We start from the raw sequence: 19,049 nt of genomic DNA, 5'->3' as shown, positions 1-19,049 counted from the left end.
CGGCCCAAGGCCCCGCCTCGGGCCAGGAGCGCACGGCGCGAAGCCGGGCCGCACGGATGTGTGCTGCCCGACGCTTGAGAGTTCAACACAAGCAAGGCCGGCCGATGCGGGCCGCCCGACGTTTGAGGGACACATGCCATGAGCGGACACCCCGAGGCCGACATCTATCATCGCCAGGGCATGGGCAACCGATCCGGCCTGGGACAGGCGCCGGCACTGGTCATCATCGATTTCGTCGTGGGTTTCTCGGACCCCGCGCATTTCGGCGGCGGCAATATCGGCCCGGCCATCGAACAGACGGTAGCGCTGCTCGCCTTTGCCCGGAAGCACGGCTGGCCGGTCGCGCATACGCGCGTCGTCTATGCCGATGACGGGTCGGATGCCGGCGTGTTCACGCTGAAGGCGCCGTCGCTGAGAAAATTGACCGAGACGTCGCCGCTTTCGCAGATCGTTGCCGAACTGACGCCCCTGCCCGGCGAGCTGGTGATCCGCAAGCAGGGAGCATCAGGCTTCTTCGACACCAACCTGGCCGGCTGGCTGGCGTTCCGCCGGGTGGACACGGTGCTGGTGGCGGGCTGCACCACCTCGGGATGCGTGCGGGCGACGGTGGTAGATTCGATGCAGCACAATTTCCGCACGATCTGCGTCACCGATTGCGTCGGCGACCGCGCGATCGGTCCGCATGAGGCGAACCTGTTCGACATGGGCCAGAAATACGCGGACCTGATGACGCGGGCGGAGTTGGAAGCCGCCTGGTCCGCGCCGCGGTGAGCCTGCCCGAGATCCGCGAGGCACAGGCCTCACCCGATGTCGCCGCGATCTATGCGGCGTTGCGCAGTGGCGTCGGCGTGGCGCAGGTCAACCTGATCTGGCGGCATGCGGCGGCCTTGCCGGAGGTGCTGGATTGGCTGTGGGCGCAGGCGGCGCCGGCCCTCGCCTCCGGCGCGGCGGCCGGGGCGCGGGACCGCATCGCCGCACGCGTCGCGGTGCCGGCGCTTGCGCCGATCGCCGCCCCCCCTGGCGTCGCCGACCTGATCGAGACCTACAACCGTGGCAATCTGACGAACCTTGCCGTGCTGACCGCGATCCGCTTGCGCGCGGCCGGTGCGGCGCCGGCCGCACCGGGTGCGGCAGCGCCGGTCGGTGCGATGCTGCCGGTGCCCCCGCCCCTGCCGAAGCTGGCCGACCTGCCGCCCGAGGCCGCCACCCTGGTGCGGGGGCTGGCGGCGAAGCACCGCCTGTCGGATGCCTCGGTGGTGCCGAGCCTGTACCTGCACCTGACCCATTGGCCTGAGATGCTGGCCCTGCTGGACCCGGTGCTGTCGCCCGATGGCGTCGCGGCCGGACGCGATGGTGCGGTGGCCGTCGCGGCGGCGGAGGCGCCGGGCCTGATCGCCGCCCTCGGCCCCGCCCCGGCCCCGCCGGCCGCGCTGGATGGCTTCGTCGCGACGCTCGCGCTGTTCACGCGTGAGGTCATCCCCGGGATGGTCCCCATCGGCCTCGCCCTGCGCCGTGCCGTCGCCATGGGCCGCTGACCGCCGGGCCCGCCACACCCTGTTGAGAGACGGAAAAAGGGCGGGGGTGCGGGGGAGGTTCCCCTCCCCCGCTGCTACTGCAGCGTCGCCCCCGTCGCGCGAATGATCGCCCCCACCCGTTCGCTCTCGCTCGCCATGAACCGCGCGAATTCCGCCCGACGCATCACGCGCGGGATCGACCCGCCGGTGATGATGCGTTCGCGCAGCCCCGGTTCCTCCAGCGACGCCGCCAGCATCTCGTCCAGCCGCGCGAGGATCGGCTCCGGCACGCCGGCGGGCGTGGCGAGGCCGAACCACCCCGTGGTGGTCACGTCCACGCCCTGCTCGCGCATCGTCGGCAGGTCGGGGAAGGCGGGCACGCGCTCGGGTCCGCTGACCGCGATCGGTCGCATCCGCCCGGCCTGCGCCATGGCGGCAACCGCCGAGATCGACTGGAACAGCACGTCGAGGCGCGCCTCGATCAGGTCGGTGTTCATCTGCCCGGCCTGGTTGTAGGGCGCGTGGATGATCTCGATGCCGGTGATCTGGCCGAACTGCGCGGCGGCGAGGTGCTGCGAGGAGCCGATGCCGACCGAGCCGAAATTCAGCGGCCGGCCGAGCGCCTTCGCCCATGCGACGAATTCCGCCAGGTTGCGCGGCGGGATGGTGGGCGGGATGACGACGATGTTGGGCACCAGCGCGATCATGCCGACCGCCTCGAAATCCTTCGCCGGATCGAAGGGCATGTTCGGGTAGAGCCACTTGTTCGCCGCGTTGGACGCGATGGAGGCGAGGCCGAGCGTGTAGCCGTCCGGCGCGCTGCGCGCGACGGCGGTCATGCCGATATTCGTCCCGGCACCCGGGCGACTCTCGACCACCACGGGCTGGCCGATGCGCGCGGAGATGCGGTCGCCGACCAGGCGCGACAGCACGTCGCCGGCGCCGCCGGCCGGCCCCGGGTTGATCCAGCGCACGGGGCGATCCGGCCAGGCCCCCTGGGCGCGCGCGGCGGCCGGCAGCGCAAGGGCGGGGGCTGCGAGCAGCAGGTCGCGGCGGGATGTCCCGGTCATCGGCATGGTTCTCCGGCGTGAAGCATTCGACAGTGGCCTTGCATGCGGCGTGCCGGCAAGGGCTGGCGCGGCGCGCGGGCTGTGGCAGGCTGCGCGCCGCAGGTGCATGCGGGAGATGGTGATGGGTCGCGACATCCTTGGCTGGCGCAAACTGTTCGGCGTGATGGGTCCATCCACCAACACCGTCGTGCAGCCGGATTTCGACATGATGCGCCCGGCGGGCGTGACCAATCACTATTCGCGCATCTACACGCCGAATGCCGATGCGGTGTCGAACGAGACCTTCCGCGCCGGGGCGGAACTGATCGGCGCGAATACGCTGGATGCGGTGCGCTCGGTGATGACCTGTTCGCCCGACTACCTGGTGATGGGGATGTCGGCGGTCACGTTCTTCGACGGATCGAAGGGGGCGGATCGCTTCATCGCGCAGGTGAAGGATGTGTCGGGGCTCGACATCTCGGTGGGCTCGCATGCCTGCACCGCGGCACTGAACGCCCATGGCGGGGTGAAGCGACTGGCCGTGCTGTCGCCGTACTGGCCGTCGATGAATACCGAGGTCGCGCGGTATTTCGGCGACATGGGATTCAGCGTGGTGCGCGACCTGGCACTTCAATGCCGGTCCTGGACGGGCATCGCGCAGGTCACGCCGCAGCAATGCGTGTCCGCCATCAAGCAGATCGACGGCGACGACGTGGATGCCATCGTCCAGGTCGGCACCAACCTGTCGATGGTGCGGCTCGCGGCGATGGCGGAGCTGTGGCTGGGCAAGCCGGTGATCGCCATCAATACCGCGACCTACTGGCACGCGCTGCGCGCCAACGGGGTGATGGACAGGGTCGAAGGCTGCGGCCGCCTGCTCGAGGAATTCTGAATGCCTATCCGCGCCGCCACCGAAGCGGACCTGCCGGCGATCACCGCCATCTACAACGATGTGATCGCGACTTCGACGGCGATCTACGTGGACGAGCCGTTCAGCACCGAGGATCGCGCCGCCTGGTTCGCCGGGCGTCGCGTGGCGGGGTATCCGGTGCTGGTCGCCGATGATGGGGATGGCGTGCTCGGCCTCGCCACCTTCGGGGATTTCCGCGCCTATCCCGGGTATCGCCACACCGTCGAGCATTCGGTGCATGTGCGCGCCGATGCGCGCGGGCGCGGCCTGGGGTCCACGCTGGTCGCCGCCCTGTTCGACCCGGCGCGGCGCTTGGGCAAGCATGTGATGATCGCCGCGGTGGATGCGACCAATGCCGGGTCGATCCGCATGCATGAACGTCTGGGCTTCGCCCGCGGCGCGGTGCTGCGCGAGGTCGGGTGGAAATTTAGCCGCTGGCTCGATGTGGAGCTGATGCAGAAGTTCCTCGATGCGCCGGGGGCGCCGCGATGACCGATGCCGAGATCCGCGACCTGCTGCTGACGACCCGGCGCATCGCCGTGGTCGGTGCCTCCGACCGTGCGGACCGGCCGAGCCATGGCGTCTTCGGCTTCTTGCTTGCCCGCGGCTACGACGCGGTTCCGGTGAACCCGGCGCTGGCGGGGCGTACGGTGCATGGCGTGCCCTCCGTCGCCATGCTGGCCCAGGCGGCTCCCCTCGACATGGTGGACATCTTCCGCCGATCGGCCGAGGCCGGCGCGGTGGTGGACGAAGCGATCGCACTCGGCGCACGTTCGGTCTGGATGCAGCTTGGCGTGGTGGATGAAGCCGCGGCGGCGCGGGCGCGAGCGGCCGGGCTGGTCGTGGTGATGGACCGCTGCCCGGCGATCGAATGGCGGCGGCTGGCGCTTCCGGCGAAGGTCTGACGGCAGGACCGAGAAGGACGCCTCCCCGGTCCTGGCCCCACAGAGAGCCTTCACCGTTGGATCGAGCACCAAGCAAGGCGGCCGTCGTCAGGACCCCTGGTGCGCGTTCGCCGGCACACCCCACGGCACTCACCCCATCGTTGGCGCCTCACCGCGGCACGGGGCGCCAGGTCCCCGCGGTCCAGGGGGCCGTTGCCCCCTGGCGGGGAGGTTTGGAGGGGCGGCGCCCCTCCAATCACGCGCCCATGTTCCGTAACATCGCCAAGCCTTGAATCCCGCCACTTGCCGGGCCAATTCGCTGCGCGACGGTCAGAGCGCGTCGAATCGAGGCGCGCCGCCGTCCAGCCGGGTGAGGATGAAGTCTGATGACGGATGAGGAACGGCGGATCATCTCCGCCTTCGTGGAACGGATCAGCGGCAATGCCGCGGTGGCGCAGCCACCGAGCGGCCCATGGGGCGCCGCACCCGCGCCGCAGCGCCCGGCACTTCCGCCGGTGGACCCGGAGGCGGATGCCTTCATCGCCGACCTGTTCGCCCGCTACCCCGAGGCGCGGTACCGCATCACCCAGACCGCCTTCGTGCAGGAGGCGGCGCTGGTCGAGGCGAACAACCGCATCCAGCGGCTGGAATGGGAGGTGGAGAACGCCCGCCGCCAGGGCCAGGCCCAGGCTGCGCAGGCCGGCGGCGGTGGCCTGTTCGGCGGCATGTTCGGCGGCCGGCCGGCGGCCAACATGCCGCCGCCGATGCCGCCCCCGCCGCAGCCGCAGTATCCGGCCGGCTACAATCCGCAGGCCATGCAGCAGCAGGGCCGTGGCGGGATGGGCTTTCTCGGCACCGCGGTTGCCGCGGCGGCGGGCGTGGCCGGCGGCATGATGCTCGGCAACATGCTGTCGAGCGCCTTTGGCGGGCATGGCGGCGCCGCGCAGGCGGCCAGCCCATTCGCCACTGGCGGGGCGGATGCGTCCCCGGTCTCTTCGCCCTGGACGGATCCCGGGCAGGTCGCGGGCTTCGATGGCGGCGCCAAGGCGCCGGCCGACAGCAGCGGGTGGGGCCAGCAGGATGCGACGCCGGTGGACGACGCCTGGTCGCAGCAGGATGCCGGCGCGGATGGTGGCGGCGGCGACTGGGGCAGCGACGAGGAGGTTTGATACCGACGGCCCATGCCGGGGCCGTGGGAATCCGGGTTGGCCCCGGGCGCCAGTGCCGCCACCCGGTGGCTTGGCGCGGTGTAGGCGCGGGCGTTCCAGGCCCAATGCGACCAGCCGGACCCGACCTTGGGGCGCAAGCGCCACCAGCCTGATCCCTCGGCACATCGGGCCGGGCCCCTCGGGGTCCGGCCTTTTCATTTGCGGATGTCATTGACGCGCCGGCGCGCATGATGGTTCCTCATGTCATGCGCGTTCCCGACCTTGATCTCGACCTGCTGCGCGGCTTCGTCACCGTGGCCGAGCGGGGCGGCTTCACCGCCGCCGGCACCGCGCTTGGCCTGACGCAATCGGCGATCAGCCTCAAGGTGAAGCGGCTCGAGGACATCCTGGGCAAACGCGTGCTCGACCGCGGCGGGCGCGGCGTGGCGCTGACACGCGAGGGCGAGACACTGCTCGCCTATGCGCGGCGCATCCTGGCGCTGAACGACGAGGCGGTGCGGCGGATGATCGCGCCACCGGTGGAAGGCCGGCTGCGCCTGGGCGTGGCCGACCATTTCATCCCGCGCAACCTGGCGCCGGTGCTGGCCAGTTTCACGCGCACCTATCCGCAGGTCGGGCTGGAAGTCGAAGTCGGCCGCAGTCACGAACTGCGCGCCGCCATGGCCGATGGGGCGCTCGACCTCGTGCTCGGCAAGCGTCGCGACGGGGAGACGGAAGGCCGGCCGATCTTCACCGAGACCATCGTCTGGGTCGCCGCCCCCGATTGGACGCCACCCGCCGAACGCCCATTGCCGATCGCGATGCTGCCGCAGGGCTGCATGTTTCGCGACAGGGCGCTGGCCGCGCTCGCCCGTGCGGGCATGGCCTTCGAGGTGGTTTTCACCTCCGCCTCCCTGCCCGGCGTCGCGGCCGCCGCGCAGGCAGGTTTCGCGACAACGGTGCTGGGCCGCGCGGGGCTGCCGCCGGGGCTGGTGGAACTGGCCGACCTGCCACGCTGCGGCACGGCGGAGATGTGCCTGTTCGGCGATGCGGAGGGTCGATCGGCGCTGGTCGAACCGCTGATTGGCTTCATTCGCGACAGTGTCGTCCTGGCCGCGGGCTGATCCGCCCCGCGGCCGCGCAGCGTCACGGCTGCCAGACCTCATTCGGCCAGGCCGTGTCGGACAGCAACAACTCGGCGAAGAAGCGGCGCATCGCATTCTTGCGCAGCAGGCCCAGCAGCACCCCGTGCTCCTCGAGCCCCGCCACCGCGAGGGCGCGGCTGCCCGGCCGGGTGAACCGCAGCAGGCGGGAGCGCAGGGCATCGAGCGGATTCTCCGCCCCGAAGGCGCAGATCATCCGTGTCCTGTTTTCGACCAGCCCCGCATGCAGCCGGTCGAAGATGCGGCGGTCGAGCTCGCCCACGGCGCGGCGCAGGGGCAGCGCGGGGGGATGGGCGCCGCCAAGGCTGAGCGCGACGGTCCCGCCAAGCAGCGCGCCGTAGCAGAGCGCCGCCGCACCGCCCACGCTGGTGCCGAAGGCGCGCACCGCGCGGTACCGCGCCAGGGGCACGTCCTGCGCCAGGCGCGCCACGAGCGCGACGGGATCCTCGGCATAGCCCGGCACGCCGCGGAGGAAGCCGGCCATGCCGGGATCGCTCATCAGAATGATGTCGCAGCGGTCCGCGGGCAGCGCCTGCAGCACGGTCGCAACCGGCATCATCAGCCGCATGCCGATCCCGGCCATGGCAAGCACGAGGTCGCGCGGCGCATCCGCCGGGCCCTCGCCTTCATACAGGATGACATGGTCGGCCAGGGGGCGGCGGCGATACGGCTCCGGCGCCGGATGCACGCGCCGCATCTGGAAGCGCAGGCGGCGGATCCATCCCTGCGCCGGTTCCGGCAGCCCGCCGGCCTGCGCAGCGAGGGTTTCCACCTCGCACGGCGTCATCACATTCTCGGCCGGAACCTGGACACGGTAGAAATCGGCTTCGGTGCGGCAGGCGGCGAAGGCGGCCGGCAGGTCCATCAGCCGAGCATCACCAGATGCGCGGTGAGTGCGGCGATGGTCGGATGGTCGATCAGGTCGCTCTCGCGCAGTTCGATCGCCGCTTCCAACTGCATCCAGATGCACATTTCCATGCGCGCCAGGGAATCGAAGCCGAACGCGTCGAAAGAGGCATCCACCGCCGGATCGTCGAGCCGGTCGAGCAGCGACGGATCGTCCGGAAGGGTCAGCGGATTCTGGCGCACGGCGGCAACCACCAGGGCGCGAAGTGCAGCGGCGTCACGCGTCATGCGAGGCGCGCCGCCAGGTCGCGCCGCAGCACCTTGCCCTGGGCATTGCGCGGCAGCGCCGCCAGTTCCAGCACGCGGCGCGGGGCGCGAACGCCAAGCCGTGCGCGGCAATGCGCGAGCAGCGCCGCCGCGTCGAAGCCCAGCCCGCCCACCACCGCCAGCACGGGAATATCGCCGAAGCGCTCCGAATGCACCGCAAAGGCGGCGCAGTCCGCGAGGCCGGGAAAGCCTTCCGCCACCGCCTCGATCTCGGCGGGGAAGATCTTGATGATGCCAAGCGTCATCATGTCGTCGCGCCGCCCGGACACCAGCAGGTCGCCCGCCGGGGTGACGCGCCCGACATCGCCCGGGCGGAACCAGCCATCGCCGAAATGGCGCGCATTCGCCGCGTCATCGTCGAGATAGCTGCGCACCGCGCCGGCGGAGCGGAAGCGCAGCAGACCTTCCTCGCCGATTGGCAGGGTGCGGCCGCCATCATCCAATGCCTCCACCGTCACGCCGGGCAGCAGGCGGCCGACCGCGTCGGGATGCGCGGCATGGTCGCCGGGCCCGGCAATGCTGACCATGCCGACCTCGGTGGTGCCGTATTGGACATGAAGCTCGCAGCCCAGCGCTGCCTGGAGTTGCAGGCGGAAGGGCTGCGGGATGCGGGTGCCGGTGGTGAAGATGCGCGCCGCGCGCGGCCAGCGGCCGGCCTGCCCACCTTCGAGCTTGAGCAGCGCGGCGGCGGCCTGCGGCTGCAAATGCAGGCGGCCGACGCCGAAGCGCGCGACGAGTTCCGCGATCTCCTCGGGCGTCGCGCCGCCGCCGACGATCTCGGTACCGCCGGTGACCAGGCTGCGCAGCGTCAGCCGCTTGCCGTGATTGCCATCAAAGCCGAGGCGATGGAGCAAGACGCGGCCATACCCCGCCAGGATTTCGGCCTTGTCGACCATCATCGGCTCGGTCGCGACCATCAGCTTGGGGCGGCCGGTGGTGCCCGAGGTGCCGACCACCAGTTCCGCCCCGCCAGCCGGCGGCGGCGCCGGGACATCGGGCGCGGCGGCGGCAGCCTCGAAATCGGGCAGGATCAGCGCCGCATCCCCGAGCGCATCACCGGCGGCGGTGCCGACCACCGCGACGAGGCCGAGGCGCCGGGCGAGGTCCTCCCGCAGCGGCACCGGGTCGCGCGGCGGCAGCGCCACCTGCCGGCAGCCGAGGCGGATCAGCGCCAGCGAGGTGAGGATATTGGCCCGGTCATCGGCGAGGGTGATGCCGACCGCATCGCACGGCGCGAGCCCGGCGCGGGAGAATTGCCCGGCCAGCGCCCGCACCTGCCGTACCAGCGCGGCATAGCTCAGCGGCGCGCCATCGATGATGCAGGCGGACAGGTCCGGTGCATGGAGCGCCGTCGCCTCGATCGCTGCCGAGATGAGCGGCGCCTGTGCGGTGGTTGCGTTCAAGCGACCCTGGATCCTGTGACTGCGTATCGCTCTCATTGATGCGGTATTAACAAGACCGCATCAATCGGCAAGGCATTGGCAAGGCGTCGCGCGCACGGGGACGCATCGACCGGGCGAATTTTTGGCCGATGCGCCTGCCTTCATCGCTGGATCCGGGGCGCGCTGCCGTGGGGAGCGATGGCTTTCCGGCAAGCCGCGCAGCCGGGTGAACCAGGCCCCGCGATCCTTGTAGCGCGGTTCGGTGAAGCGGGCGCGGGCACGCGTGCCATCTCAGCCGCCGTCGCGCGGGCCCGGCTGCTGCGCCGCCAGCCCCGGCAGGTCGCGCCGCAATACCTTGCCGGCCGCATTGCGCGGCAGCGCCGGCAGCACGATGACCTTGCGTGGCGCCCGCAGGCTGAGCCGCGCACGGCAATGCGCCAGCAGCGCCGCCGCATCGAAGCCCTCGGCGCCGACCACCGCGAGCATCGGAATGTCGCCCAGCCCGGCGGCGCGCATGGGAAAGGCCGCGCAATCCAGCACACCGGCGAAGCCTTCCGCCGCCGCCTCGATCTCCGCGGGGAAGATCTTGATGGTGCCGAGGTTCATCATGTCGTCGCCGCGCCCGGCGAGCGACAGCGCCCCGCCCGGCAGCATCGACCCGACATCGCCGGGGAGAAACCAGCCATCGCGGAAGGCGCGCCCCGTCGCCTCCGGGTCGTCGAGATAGCCTGCGACGGCGGCCGGGCTGCGGATGCGGACCATGCCGCGTTCGCCAGGCGGCAGGGGCCGGCCGGCATCGTCCACGACCTCGATGGCGACGCCGGCGAATGGCCGGCCGACCGTCGCGGGGTCGAGCCCGTGGTCGGCCGGGCCGGCGATCGAGACCGGACCAGTCTCGGAGGTGGCATAGAGCACATGCACCTCCGGCGTCAGTTCCGCCATCAGGCGCTGGCGCAGCGCGGCCGGGACCGGCCCGCCGGCCAGGGTGATGGCGGTCGCGGCCGGCCAGCGCGTCGCACCGGGCCGCGCCGCCTCGGCCAGCAGCGCCTCGGCGCGGAGCGTCGCGATATTGAGCCGCTGCACGCCAAAGGCGGCACAGAACTCGGGCAGGCCGGTGCCATCCAGGTTGTTGGCCAGCAGGTCGGTGCCGCCCGCGGAGAGGGTGTGCAATTGCAGCCGCTTCGCGGTGCTGAATTCATTGCCGACGGTGCGCAGCCGCACCACGCCGAGCGGCGCGGTCAACCTGCCCTGCAGGGCCAGCAAGGGTTCCGCCACCGCGATCAGCTTCGGCCGGCCGGTGGTGCCGGAACTGGTGATGACCAATGTGCCGCCGCCCCCGACGGCCCGCGGCACATGGGCATCGAGCGCGGCATCGGCCGCGATCACGGCAATGTCGGGCAGCGGCAGCAGCAGCGCGCCCGGCATCGCATCCGCCACGCCATCGGCGATCACCGCCGACACGCCGAGCCGCGCGGCGAGTGCGGCGCGCATCGCGGGCGCATCGCGGCTCGACAGCGTGACCTGACGGCAACCGAGGTGGAACAGCGCCAGGGACGCCACGAGATGCGGCCATTCCGCGCGCAGCGTCAGCCCCACCGTCGCACCCGGGGCGATGCCCTGCAGGTGGAGCCAGGCGGCCGCCCGCCGCAGCGCAAGGTCGAGCGCGGCGTAGCTTCGCCGTTCGCCGCGATCGATGACCGCGGTCCGCGACGGATCGCGCGCCGCGACGGCCCCGATCGCGGCGACGACCGTTCCTGCCACGCCGCGGGTCAGCGCTGCGCCCAGGGCGTGCGCTGCCACAGTGTGCGATAGCCTTCCTGCAAGCCGCGCAGCCGGGTGAACCAGGCCTCGCCATCCTCGTAGCGCGGTTCGGTGAAGCGGGCGCGGAAGGCGCTGACGAAGGCCGGGTCCTTCACCACGTCGGCCATCGCCTCTCGCAGCTTCGCGAGCACCGCGGGCGGCGTGCCGGCGGGTGCCACCAGGCCGCGCTCCGAGGCCATCTCGATATCGAAGCCGAGTTCCTTCAGCGTCGGCACGTCCGGGCGGAAGGAACTGCGCGCGGCACCGGCCATCGCCAGGGTGCGCAGCTTGTCGCGGTTGGCCGAGACCGGGCCAAGGTTCAGCCCCATCGAATCGACCTGCTTGCCCAGCACGGCGGCCATCAGCTGCGGATCACCCTGGAACACCACATGGGTGAAGCTCGTGCCGGTCATCGCCTGCAGCAACACGAGTTGCAGATGGTCGTCGGTGCCGACACCCGGCGAGGCGTAGGTGATCGCATCCGGCCGCGCGCGCGCCGCCGCGATGAAGTCCTGCATGGACCGGTAGGCGCTGTCCTCATGCACCGTGATCGCCGTCGGGTCGGTGACCATGTTGGCGATGCCGGCGAAGTCATCCAGCTTGAACTGCGCGGTGCGCTCGATCGGGATGGTCAGCAGTCCCGGCATGTTGGTGGTGCCGAGCACATGCCCATCCGGCCGCGCACGGGCCACGGCGGCGAGCGCCACCTCGCCGCCCGCGCCGGCACGGTTCACCACCACGACCGATCCGCCGATGCGCCGTTCCAGCATGGGTGCCACCGCGCGCGCGTCGAGGTCCGTCGCACCGCCGGCGACGAAGCCGACGACGATCTCGACCGGCTTGTCGGGCCAGCGATTCGCCTGTGCCAGGGCGGGCGCGATACCAGGTGCCGCAAGGCCCGCACCGACGCCCAGCAGCGTCCTTCTCGTCGTCGTCATGACGTCTTCCCCTCGTTGCTGTCGATCCAGGCCATCAGGCGGCGGAGGCCTTCCTCCATCTCCACCTGCGGCTTCCAGCCGATGGCGCGGTGCGCTTCCTCATGGGCGATGCGGAAGGCGCCGCCGGAGGTCAGCCGTACCTTGCCCGGCGTGTCGCCGACGAATTCCGGCTGGATGTCCGACCCGGCCAGCTTGGTGACCATACGCACCAGTTCCAGCGTGGTGACCGGCTTCGGGCCGGAGGTGTTCACCGCGACGTCGGTCGCATCGGCCTCGAAGGCCATGCGGTTGGCCCGCGCGAGGTCGCCGACATAGACGAAGTGCTTGGTCTCGGACCCATCGCCGAAGACCTGCGGGCGTTCGCCCTTCTTCACCTTGTCCCATGTCTCAATGATGTAGAGCGCGTTCGCCGCGCGGTAGTGCTGGCGTTCGCCATAGACGGTCGAGTAGCGCAGCACGACGTAGTCGAGCCCGTAGCGGCGCTTGGCATCGCGGCAGAGCTGCTCGCCGATGATCTTGGTCGCGCCGTACAGGATGGCGGCCGGCGGTGCGCCGACGGAATGGAACGGCGTGTCCTCCACCAGGTCGCCCTTCACGCCGGGGCCATAGCCATAGACGGCGTTGGACGACGCGAAGACGACCTTCTTCACCTTGTTCACGCGGGCCGCTTCCAGCGCGTTCTGCACGCCGCGGATATTGACGTCCAAGCCGCCCCAGGGGTCGGTGTTCATGTTCAGCGTCATGTAGGCGGCCAGCAGCAGCGCGCCGTCGCAGCCTTCCATCGCACGCAGCAGGTCGGGCAGCCGCATCACGTCGCCGCGCACCAGTTTCAGGCGGGGATTGTCGCGGATATGCGCGATGGCCTGTTCGGACCCCATCGAGAAATTGTCGAACAGCACCACCTCGGAGGCGCCGGCATCGAGCAATTCGGCGGCGGTGGCGGAACCGACGAGGCTCGCGCCTCCGACGATGATGAACTTGTGGCCGGCAACCGGCACGGCGGCAGTCATGCGCGTTCCAATCCCTCTTGAACGATTTCCTGGTGGGGATGATCGCGCGGCCACAGCGCGGCGGCTAGAGCCGTTTCCGCTCATCCTGGCGCGCGGGAACGACCCGGGCCGTGTGTTGTCGGGAGCATCTTCGCCCGATCAGATGAGTGCACCTGATCAGGATCTGCTTCGTGGGCAGCCGCGGACGCGCGACAGGACCGACGGAACCGCGGGCGGGCTCCGCCCCTCCGGACCATCCCGCCCAATGGCAGGAGACATCTGGAAAGCCGCGGCTCCGGGACGCCAGGGGGGGAAAGGGTGCCGATCAGGCGCGCAGCACGAGGAAACGGTGTCCCGCGGCCTTGATCCGAAGAACGGCGAAGCCCGTCTCCGGACATCCTCCAGCAAGCCTATGCCGCCCGTGCCTGCAAAGCCGTCAGTTCCTCCAGGAAGCGCACCGCCGCTATATCGGGCGCCCAGGGCCGCCATGGCGGATCGCCATAGCGCACCGCGAGCGGGTCCAGCGCCATCGGCGCGGCGCGGATGCCCAGCGTCTCGCGCACCTCCTGCGCGGTCCAGCCGACGACATGCACCGCCTCGGCGGCGGCCACCGCGATATCGACAGCCTTGTGGGCGCGCTTCTCCTCAACCAGCCAGGCCGGCAGGCGATAGCGCGCGGCGATCACGCCGAGCAGCCGCGCCTGCAACTCCGCGAAGCCAGGCCCGAGGAAAGGCTTCAGCGGCGAGATGCAGTCGAAATTGATCAGCCCCTCATCCGCGTCGTGCAGCAATTCGCGCAATTCCTGCGCGGGCGTGAGGCGATGGCGCGTGCGGTTGCGGCGCAGCGCGAGCACCGTCAGCGAATGCTGCGCGACCGACAGCGGCTCGGGCCAGGTTGAATGCCCGCCCCAGCGGAAGGTGCGCGCAAGGCCCGCGGCCAGGTCCGCATCCGTCCAGTCGAAAGGCGTGGGGGACAGCAGGTCGAGCCGGCGCCCCGAGGGCAGCCGCACCCAGGCGCGATCCGCCATCAGCCGGCGATCTCGCGCAGCCGCGCCAGATCCTCCGCCGCCACCGGCACGCCCTGTTCCAGACGCTGGCGATGCCGCGCCATCGACGCTTCCCCCGGCAGACGCACCGGCGTCACGGGGTCGGCGGCGGGCGTCTCGTGCAGGATGGTGCGGAAATCATCGATCCGCCCGGCCAGCGTCTCCGCCAGGCCCAGCCGCGTGGTGTCGATCAGGATCAGCACATGGCCGAGGTCCTGTGGCTTGCCGGGCGCCTTGTCCCAGGCCTCGACGCGCGTCAGGAAGCCCGCGCCCGACAGCAACCCCGCCAGCATGTCGATCATCAGCGCGAGGCCATAGCCCTTGTGCCCGCCCATCGCGAGCAGGAAGCCCGCCATCGCGGCGGCAGGGTCGGTGGTGGGCAGGCCTTGCGCATCGGTCGCCCAGCCCGCGGGGATCGGCGCGCCGGCCTTGGCCGCAGCCCGGATCTTCGCCCGCGCGGCGACGCTCATGGCCATGTCGAGGATGACCGGATCGCCGCCTGGCCGCGGCACGCCGAGGCCGAGCGGGTTGTTGCCGACCCGCGCGCCGCGCCCGCCCATGGGCGCGATGGAGGCCGCGGCATTGGACGCGATGATGCTGGCGAAGCCGTGTCGCGCGGCGATGTAGCAATACGGCATCACCGCGCCGAGATGGTTTGACCCGCGCACGAAGGCCGCCGCGATGCCCGACCCGTGCGCGGCCTGCATCGCCGCATGCAGGGCCCGCGATGCGACCAGCGGGCCAAGCCCGTTCGCGCCATCGACGCGCATCAGCGCCCCGCCCACCCGTTCGATGCGCGGCCGCGCCAACGGATCGATGCCGCCTGCCTTCACGCGCCCGAGATATTCCGGGATGCGCTGCACGCCATGGGTGCGGATGCCGAACAGGTCGGCCAGGACCAGGATGCGCGCCGCCTCCGCTGCGTCGTCGCGGCGCATGCCTCCGGCCACGAGCGCCCGCACGGCGAGCGCCTCAAGTTCCGTGGCTGGTAGGACGGCGTCGGCGGTGGTCACGCCAAGTCTCCCGGCATGCGCGAAGGGTCGGAGCCTATGATGATATTGCCACCCTTGCGTGCACGTCTTGGCGAAGACTCGCCTGCCGCGACAGGTCCGGTCAATACATTGCGAAGACGCGCTCGTGATCCGTCACACCCGAAGCGAGCGACAGCGACAGCAGGATGCGGGCCTTCTGCGGCGTCAGATTGTCGGCGGTGATGAAGCCGGAATTGCGCCCGCGTGTGGTCTTGCCGGCGCGGCCTGATCCTGCACGGGTCGACAGCACCACCACGACACCCTTGGCGACCGCGGCTTCCATCGCCGTGGCCATGGCCGGCGTCACGAACCCGGGCGCGAAGCCGGCGGTCACGATGCCCTTCGCGCCGGCGGCGACGAAGGCGTCGATCGCCGCACCATCGGCGCCGGCATAGGTATAGGCGATGTCCACCCGCGGCAGCGCATCCAGCCCGCGCACGTCGAATTCTGTGTCTGGCGCCATCCGCCGCAGCGGGCGGCGGTACCAGCAGATCTCATCGGCATCGGCATGGCCGAGCACGCCGAAATCGGGCGTGCGGAAGGTCTGCATCCGCAGGGTGGAGGTCTTGGTCACTTCCCGCGCCGCCTGGATCTCGTCGTTCAGCAGCACCAGCGCGCCGAGGCCACGCGCGCGCGGGTCGGCGGCGACGCGCACAGCATTCACCAGGTTCATCGGCCCATCGCCGGCCAGGGCCGAGGCCGGCCGCTGCGCGCCCACCAGCACCACCGGCACCGGGATCTTGAGCGTCAGCGACAGGAAATAGGCCGTCTCCTCGAGCGAGGCGGTGCCATGCGTCACCGCGATGCCGGCGAGGTCGGGGTGTTCGGCCACCAGCCGGTCGCAGATCAGCAGCAGTTCCTTCCATTCCGCCCAGGCGATGGCGGTGGAGGGAATCGCCTTGAACGGTACCGGGATGATGTCGGCGACCAGCGCCAGCTCCGGCACCCGCGCGATTACCCCGTTCACGTCGAGCACCTGGCCGGCGGCGGAGTAGTCGATCAGGTCGAGCGGCCCGCGCCCGACCGAGGAGATGGTGCCGCCCGTGCCAATGACGGCGACTTTCGGTTTGCTGCTCACGCTGCGGCCTTTCCGAAGGCACCGCCGCGCAACCGGTCGATCACATGGTCCGTGGTCATGACGTCTCCAAAGTTGTTCCAGGAGGAAGCGAGCGACGCATTGTGCGCCGCGTCGCTGTTCGCGGCGTTGCACTCCGCCACGATGATGGTGCGGAGGTCGGGCATCATGGCGTCGCGCGCGCTGTTCTCGCAGCACGGGCTGGTCGCCGTACCGCCGACCCGCACCGTATCGAGGCCCCGCGCGCATGGCCGCTGCGGCAGATGGGAGGAGCCTTGCATGAAGGCGCTGAAGCGGCGCTTGAGGACCGTCTCGTCGGCCTCCCGCACATCGAGCGCCGGCCACGAGGCGTGACCGGGCGCGCCTTGGATCATCGCGGCATTGCGCGTTGCGGGGGCGGCAGGTGTCGAGATCCGCTGCATCACCATCGAATCCGTCTTGCGGGGCTGGTGCTGGGCGTCCCGGCCCCGGAACACGCCACCGCGCGCGTCGCGCAGCGCTGCAGCGTGGTGGTTGATGGCCGGTACGATGCGTTCGGTCATCGGTCAGCAGGCATGGCTCGTCGGCCGATCCACGAAGCCCCTCCGCATGTAGGCGACCAAGAAGGCAGTGCGGCGCGCATCCAGGTCCTCGACGGCGCGGGTGCGTCTGCGCCGGGCCACCGCCCGCGCGACGATCTCGGGCGGGATGGCAGGCGAATGCATGCGGGCGATCTCCTCGGGTCAGGCGGAGGGCCGGCGACGATTGGGGTTTCCACGCGGCAGGCTATCGGTGCCGCAAGGGCACGGCAACCGCACCCTGCCGGTGCGCGCCGCGCGGCCGCCGCAGCCCGATTCGGTCGTGGCCACGCCTCGAACTGCGGATGTGACGGCAGCCACGCCCAGCGCAGCAGCGCATGGCGCGAAGGCCACCGGTCTTCAGTCGCGCCGCTCGATCACCGCGGTGGTCAGGCGAGACACGCAGGCCAGCCGGCCGTCGGCACGGCGGATCTCGGTCTGCCAGACCTGGGTGGTGCGGCCGAGATGCAGCGGCCGGCACACCGCGCTCACCACCTGGCCGACCGGCACGCCGAGCAGGTGGTTGGCGTTCACTTCAAGCCCGACGGCCCGGCGATCATCCGGCAGGGTCAGGCTGCTGGCGATGGAACCGATGGTTTCGGCCAGCACGACCGAGGCGCCGCCATGCAGGATGCCGAAGGGCTGGGCGTGGCGCTGATCGACCGGCATCTCGGCACGGATGTAATCCGCGCCCACCTCGATGATGCGGATGCCGAACAGGCCGGGCAGGCTGTCCTTGAACCGCGCCTCCATCTCGGCGGGTTCGGGCGCGCGGCGCCAAATGCTCATGGGCCTTCACACTTCCAACAGATGTTCGGGGCGAGTCTGGCGCGAAGCCGCCCGACCCGCCAGTCTGCGGCTTTCGGAGTTGACGCTGCGCCTTACGGAAGGACTAAGGTTGCGGTAATATTTACAGTGGGCGAAACGTCTCGTCGCCGCGCGCATTCCGCTCAAGAAGGGTGCCGTGGAGTCTTCGGGCACTATGCCCGTCCATGGTGGGGCAGATCGGGCGCCGGCAGCCTTGGCCGGCAGGGAATGGTGGTGCCGTGCACGTAATTCTGGACGTGTCCCGGTTTCTCGCCTGTGGTCGCCGCCGGGCGCCATCGGGGATCGACCGTGTCGAAGCCGCCTATGCGGCGAGATGGCTGGCAGCGTCGCCGGCCGAGGTTACCTTTTGCGCGCGGGGTCCCTGGGGCGGCTATGCGGCCGTGCCACGCTCCCTCGTCACCGACTACGCCGCCGCCCTGACCATTGCCTGGTCGGGTGCCGCGGGGGCCGAATCGGCACGCCAGTCGGCCCTGCGACTCGGCCGCATCGCCCTGCTGCGCCTTCTTGTCTCGCGCGGGCGCGCCCGCCTGTCCGAGGTCATGGCGCGCGAGCGGCGCTGCCTGTTCCTCCTCGTCTCGCACCGGCTGATGGAAAAGCCCGAGCCGATCGCCGAACTGCGCGATGCCGGGGCGGCCTTCATCCCGCTGGTGCACGACCTGATCCCCGCGACGCATCCGGAATACGCCCGCCCGGGTGTCGCCATGCAGCATCTGCGGCGGCTCGAGACGGTGGCCTCCCTGGCCACCGGCATCATCGTCAATTCGGCGGCGACGGATACCGTGCTGCAGCCGCATCTGGTCCGTCAGGCCGATCCGCCGGATGTCGTCGTCGCCCCGCTCGGCATCGAGGCGTTCACCCCCGCCGCGACGGCGCCGGCGATGCCGACCGAGCCCTATTTCGTGTCGATCGGCACCATCGAGCCCCGCAAGAACCACCTCCTGCTGCTGCATCTGTGGCGCGACTTCGCCGCCAAATGGGGCCCGGCCGCGCCGCGCCTCGTCCTGGTCGGCCGCCGGGGATGGGAGAACGAGAATGTCCTCGACCTGCTCGAACGCTGCGCGTTGCTGAAGGGGCTGGTGACCGAGGCCGGGTCGCTGTCCGACCCGGCAGTCGGGGCGCTGCTGGCGGGCAGCCGGGCCTTGCTGTTCCCATCCTTCGCCGAGGGCTACGGCCTGCCGCTGGCCGAGGCGCTGGCGGCCGGCGCGCCGGCGATCTGTTCGGACCTGCCGGCGCTGCGCGAGGTCGGCGGCGACGTGCCGGAATACCTCGACCCGCTGGATGGGTCGGGCTGGCGGCGCATGGTGCTCGACTACGCCGCGCCGGACAGCCGGGCGCGGTCGGCGCAGTTGGCGCGCATGCGCCGCTGGTCGCCACCCTCCTGGGATGACCATTTCGACGCCGTGGACGGCATGCTCGCCCGCGTCGCGGCGCGCCATGGCGGCCTGGCTTCCGGAGCGGCCACGCGGCGCGGTGGCGTGCCGGCCCCGGTGTCGGAACCCCTGACGGCCGAACCGGCCGCCCTGCGATGACGGGCCAGTGCTGGGCTGACCGGCCAGGCCGGC

21 protein-coding genes are annotated in these 19,049 nt (G+C 71.1%); 8 read left to right on the top strand and 13 right to left on the bottom strand.

Features of this window, described 5'->3' with window-relative positions:
* Window positions 1-138 precede the first annotated feature (138 nt).
* Complete coding sequence (locus tag AAFN86_RS00250; protein WP_408906573.1) at window positions 139-771, top strand: isochorismatase family protein; 633 nt, start codon at window positions 139-141, stop codon at window positions 769-771.
* Complete coding sequence (locus tag AAFN86_RS00245; RefSeq protein ID WP_347541144.1) at window positions 768-1,535, top strand: hypothetical protein; 768 nt, start codon at window positions 768-770, stop codon at window positions 1,533-1,535. The genes AAFN86_RS00250 and AAFN86_RS00245 overlap by 4 nt, the downstream gene beginning before the upstream one ends.
* Before the next feature lie 74 nt (window positions 1,536-1,609).
* On the opposite strand, the gene AAFN86_RS00240 is transcribed toward AAFN86_RS00245, so the two are convergent.
* On the bottom strand, window positions 1,610-2,584 hold the full coding sequence (locus AAFN86_RS00240; RefSeq protein WP_347541142.1) for a tripartite tricarboxylate transporter substrate binding protein: 975 nt from the start codon (window positions 2,582-2,584) through the stop codon (window positions 1,610-1,612).
* Between the two features lie 121 nt (window positions 2,585-2,705).
* Here AAFN86_RS00240 and AAFN86_RS00235 point away from each other — a divergent pair, with 121 nt between their 5' ends.
* The 5 genes from AAFN86_RS00235 to AAFN86_RS00215 all read left to right on the top strand — a co-directional run bounded on the left by AAFN86_RS00235 (window position 2,706) and on the right by AAFN86_RS00215 (window position 6,629).
* Window positions 2,706-3,455, top strand: coding sequence for an arylmalonate decarboxylase (locus AAFN86_RS00235; RefSeq protein ID WP_347541140.1), 750 nt, complete (start codon window positions 2,706-2,708; stop codon window positions 3,453-3,455).
* Window positions 3,456-3,965, top strand: coding sequence for an N-acetyltransferase family protein (locus AAFN86_RS00230; protein ID WP_347541138.1), 510 nt, complete (start codon window positions 3,456-3,458; stop codon window positions 3,963-3,965).
* Window positions 3,962-4,378: a CoA-binding protein gene (locus tag AAFN86_RS00225; RefSeq protein WP_347541136.1), complete on the top strand. Its 417-nt coding sequence runs from the start codon at window positions 3,962-3,964 to the stop codon at window positions 4,376-4,378. The genes AAFN86_RS00230 and AAFN86_RS00225 overlap by 4 nt, the downstream gene beginning before the upstream one ends.
* A gap of 365 nt (window positions 4,379-4,743) precedes the next feature.
* Window positions 4,744-5,526 (top strand): DUF2076 family protein, encoded by a 783-nt coding sequence (locus AAFN86_RS00220; protein ID WP_347541134.1) that lies wholly within the window; start codon window positions 4,744-4,746, stop codon window positions 5,524-5,526.
* A gap of 245 nt (window positions 5,527-5,771) precedes the next feature.
* Window positions 5,772-6,629, top strand: coding sequence for a LysR substrate-binding domain-containing protein (locus AAFN86_RS00215; RefSeq protein WP_347541132.1), 858 nt, complete (start codon window positions 5,772-5,774; stop codon window positions 6,627-6,629).
* Window positions 6,630-6,651: 22 nt separating this feature from the next.
* On the opposite strand, the gene AAFN86_RS00210 is transcribed toward AAFN86_RS00215, so the two are convergent.
* The 12 genes from AAFN86_RS00210 to AAFN86_RS00155 form a co-directional block, all read right to left on the bottom strand.
* Window positions 6,652-7,533, bottom strand: coding sequence for a hypothetical protein (locus tag AAFN86_RS00210; RefSeq protein ID WP_347541130.1), 882 nt, complete (start codon window positions 7,531-7,533; stop codon window positions 6,652-6,654).
* Window positions 7,533-7,802, bottom strand: coding sequence for an acyl carrier protein (locus AAFN86_RS00205; RefSeq protein ID WP_347541128.1), 270 nt, complete (start codon window positions 7,800-7,802; stop codon window positions 7,533-7,535). Before AAFN86_RS00205 ends, AAFN86_RS00210 begins: the two co-directional genes overlap by 1 nt.
* A complete protein-coding gene (locus AAFN86_RS00200; protein ID WP_347541126.1) occupies window positions 7,799-9,244 on the bottom strand; it encodes a fatty acid--CoA ligase family protein in 1,446 nt (481 codons plus the stop codon). Before AAFN86_RS00200 ends, AAFN86_RS00205 begins: the two co-directional genes overlap by 4 nt.
* A 270-nt stretch (window positions 9,245-9,514) precedes the next feature.
* Window positions 9,515-11,023, bottom strand: a complete 1,509-nt coding sequence (locus AAFN86_RS00195; protein WP_347541124.1) for a long-chain fatty acid--CoA ligase — start codon at window positions 11,021-11,023, stop codon at window positions 9,515-9,517.
* A complete protein-coding gene (locus tag AAFN86_RS00190) occupies window positions 10,993-11,961 on the bottom strand; it encodes a tripartite tricarboxylate transporter substrate binding protein (protein WP_347541122.1) in 969 nt (322 codons plus the stop codon). Before AAFN86_RS00190 ends, AAFN86_RS00195 begins: the two co-directional genes overlap by 31 nt.
* Complete coding sequence (locus AAFN86_RS00185; RefSeq protein ID WP_347541120.1) at window positions 11,958-12,971, bottom strand: NAD-dependent epimerase/dehydratase family protein; 1,014 nt, start codon at window positions 12,969-12,971, stop codon at window positions 11,958-11,960. Before AAFN86_RS00185 ends, AAFN86_RS00190 begins: the two co-directional genes overlap by 4 nt.
* A 389-nt stretch (window positions 12,972-13,360) precedes the next feature.
* The gene (locus AAFN86_RS00180; RefSeq protein WP_347541118.1) at window positions 13,361-13,978 is read right to left on the bottom strand and encodes a phosphohydrolase; all 618 of its coding nucleotides are present in this window, start codon (window positions 13,976-13,978) and stop codon (window positions 13,361-13,363) included.
* On the bottom strand, window positions 13,978-15,009 hold the full coding sequence (locus tag AAFN86_RS00175) for an Ldh family oxidoreductase (RefSeq protein ID WP_347541116.1): 1,032 nt from the start codon (window positions 15,007-15,009) through the stop codon (window positions 13,978-13,980). The genes AAFN86_RS00180 and AAFN86_RS00175 overlap by 1 nt, the downstream gene beginning before the upstream one ends.
* A 100-nt stretch (window positions 15,010-15,109) precedes the next feature.
* Complete coding sequence (locus tag AAFN86_RS00170) at window positions 15,110-16,105, bottom strand: asparaginase (RefSeq protein ID WP_347541114.1); 996 nt, start codon at window positions 16,103-16,105, stop codon at window positions 15,110-15,112.
* Window positions 16,102-16,644: an isochorismatase family protein gene (locus AAFN86_RS00165; RefSeq protein ID WP_347541112.1), complete on the bottom strand. Its 543-nt coding sequence runs from the start codon at window positions 16,642-16,644 to the stop codon at window positions 16,102-16,104. Before AAFN86_RS00165 ends, AAFN86_RS00170 begins: the two co-directional genes overlap by 4 nt.
* A 3-nt stretch (window positions 16,645-16,647) precedes the next feature.
* Window positions 16,648-16,806 carry a hypothetical protein gene (locus AAFN86_RS00160; protein WP_347541110.1) on the bottom strand — a complete coding sequence of 53 codons (159 nt, stop codon included), beginning with the start codon at window positions 16,804-16,806 and terminating at the stop codon, window positions 16,648-16,650.
* Between the two features lie 213 nt (window positions 16,807-17,019).
* Window positions 17,020-17,448 (bottom strand): hotdog fold thioesterase, encoded by a 429-nt coding sequence (locus AAFN86_RS00155; RefSeq protein WP_347541109.1) that lies wholly within the window; start codon window positions 17,446-17,448, stop codon window positions 17,020-17,022.
* A gap of 419 nt (window positions 17,449-17,867) precedes the next feature.
* Between AAFN86_RS00155 and AAFN86_RS00150 the strand changes: the two genes are divergently transcribed.
* On the top strand, window positions 17,868-19,016 hold the full coding sequence (locus AAFN86_RS00150; RefSeq protein ID WP_347541107.1) for a glycosyltransferase: 1,149 nt from the start codon (window positions 17,868-17,870) through the stop codon (window positions 19,014-19,016).
* Window positions 19,017-19,049: the final 33 nt, after the last annotated feature.

This window comes from Roseomonas sp. CAU 1739 (assembly GCF_039839775.1).
GTDB lineage: Bacteria > Pseudomonadota > Alphaproteobacteria > Acetobacterales > Acetobacteraceae > Neoroseomonas.
This window is presented reverse-complemented; position numbering and strand designations above follow the sequence as displayed.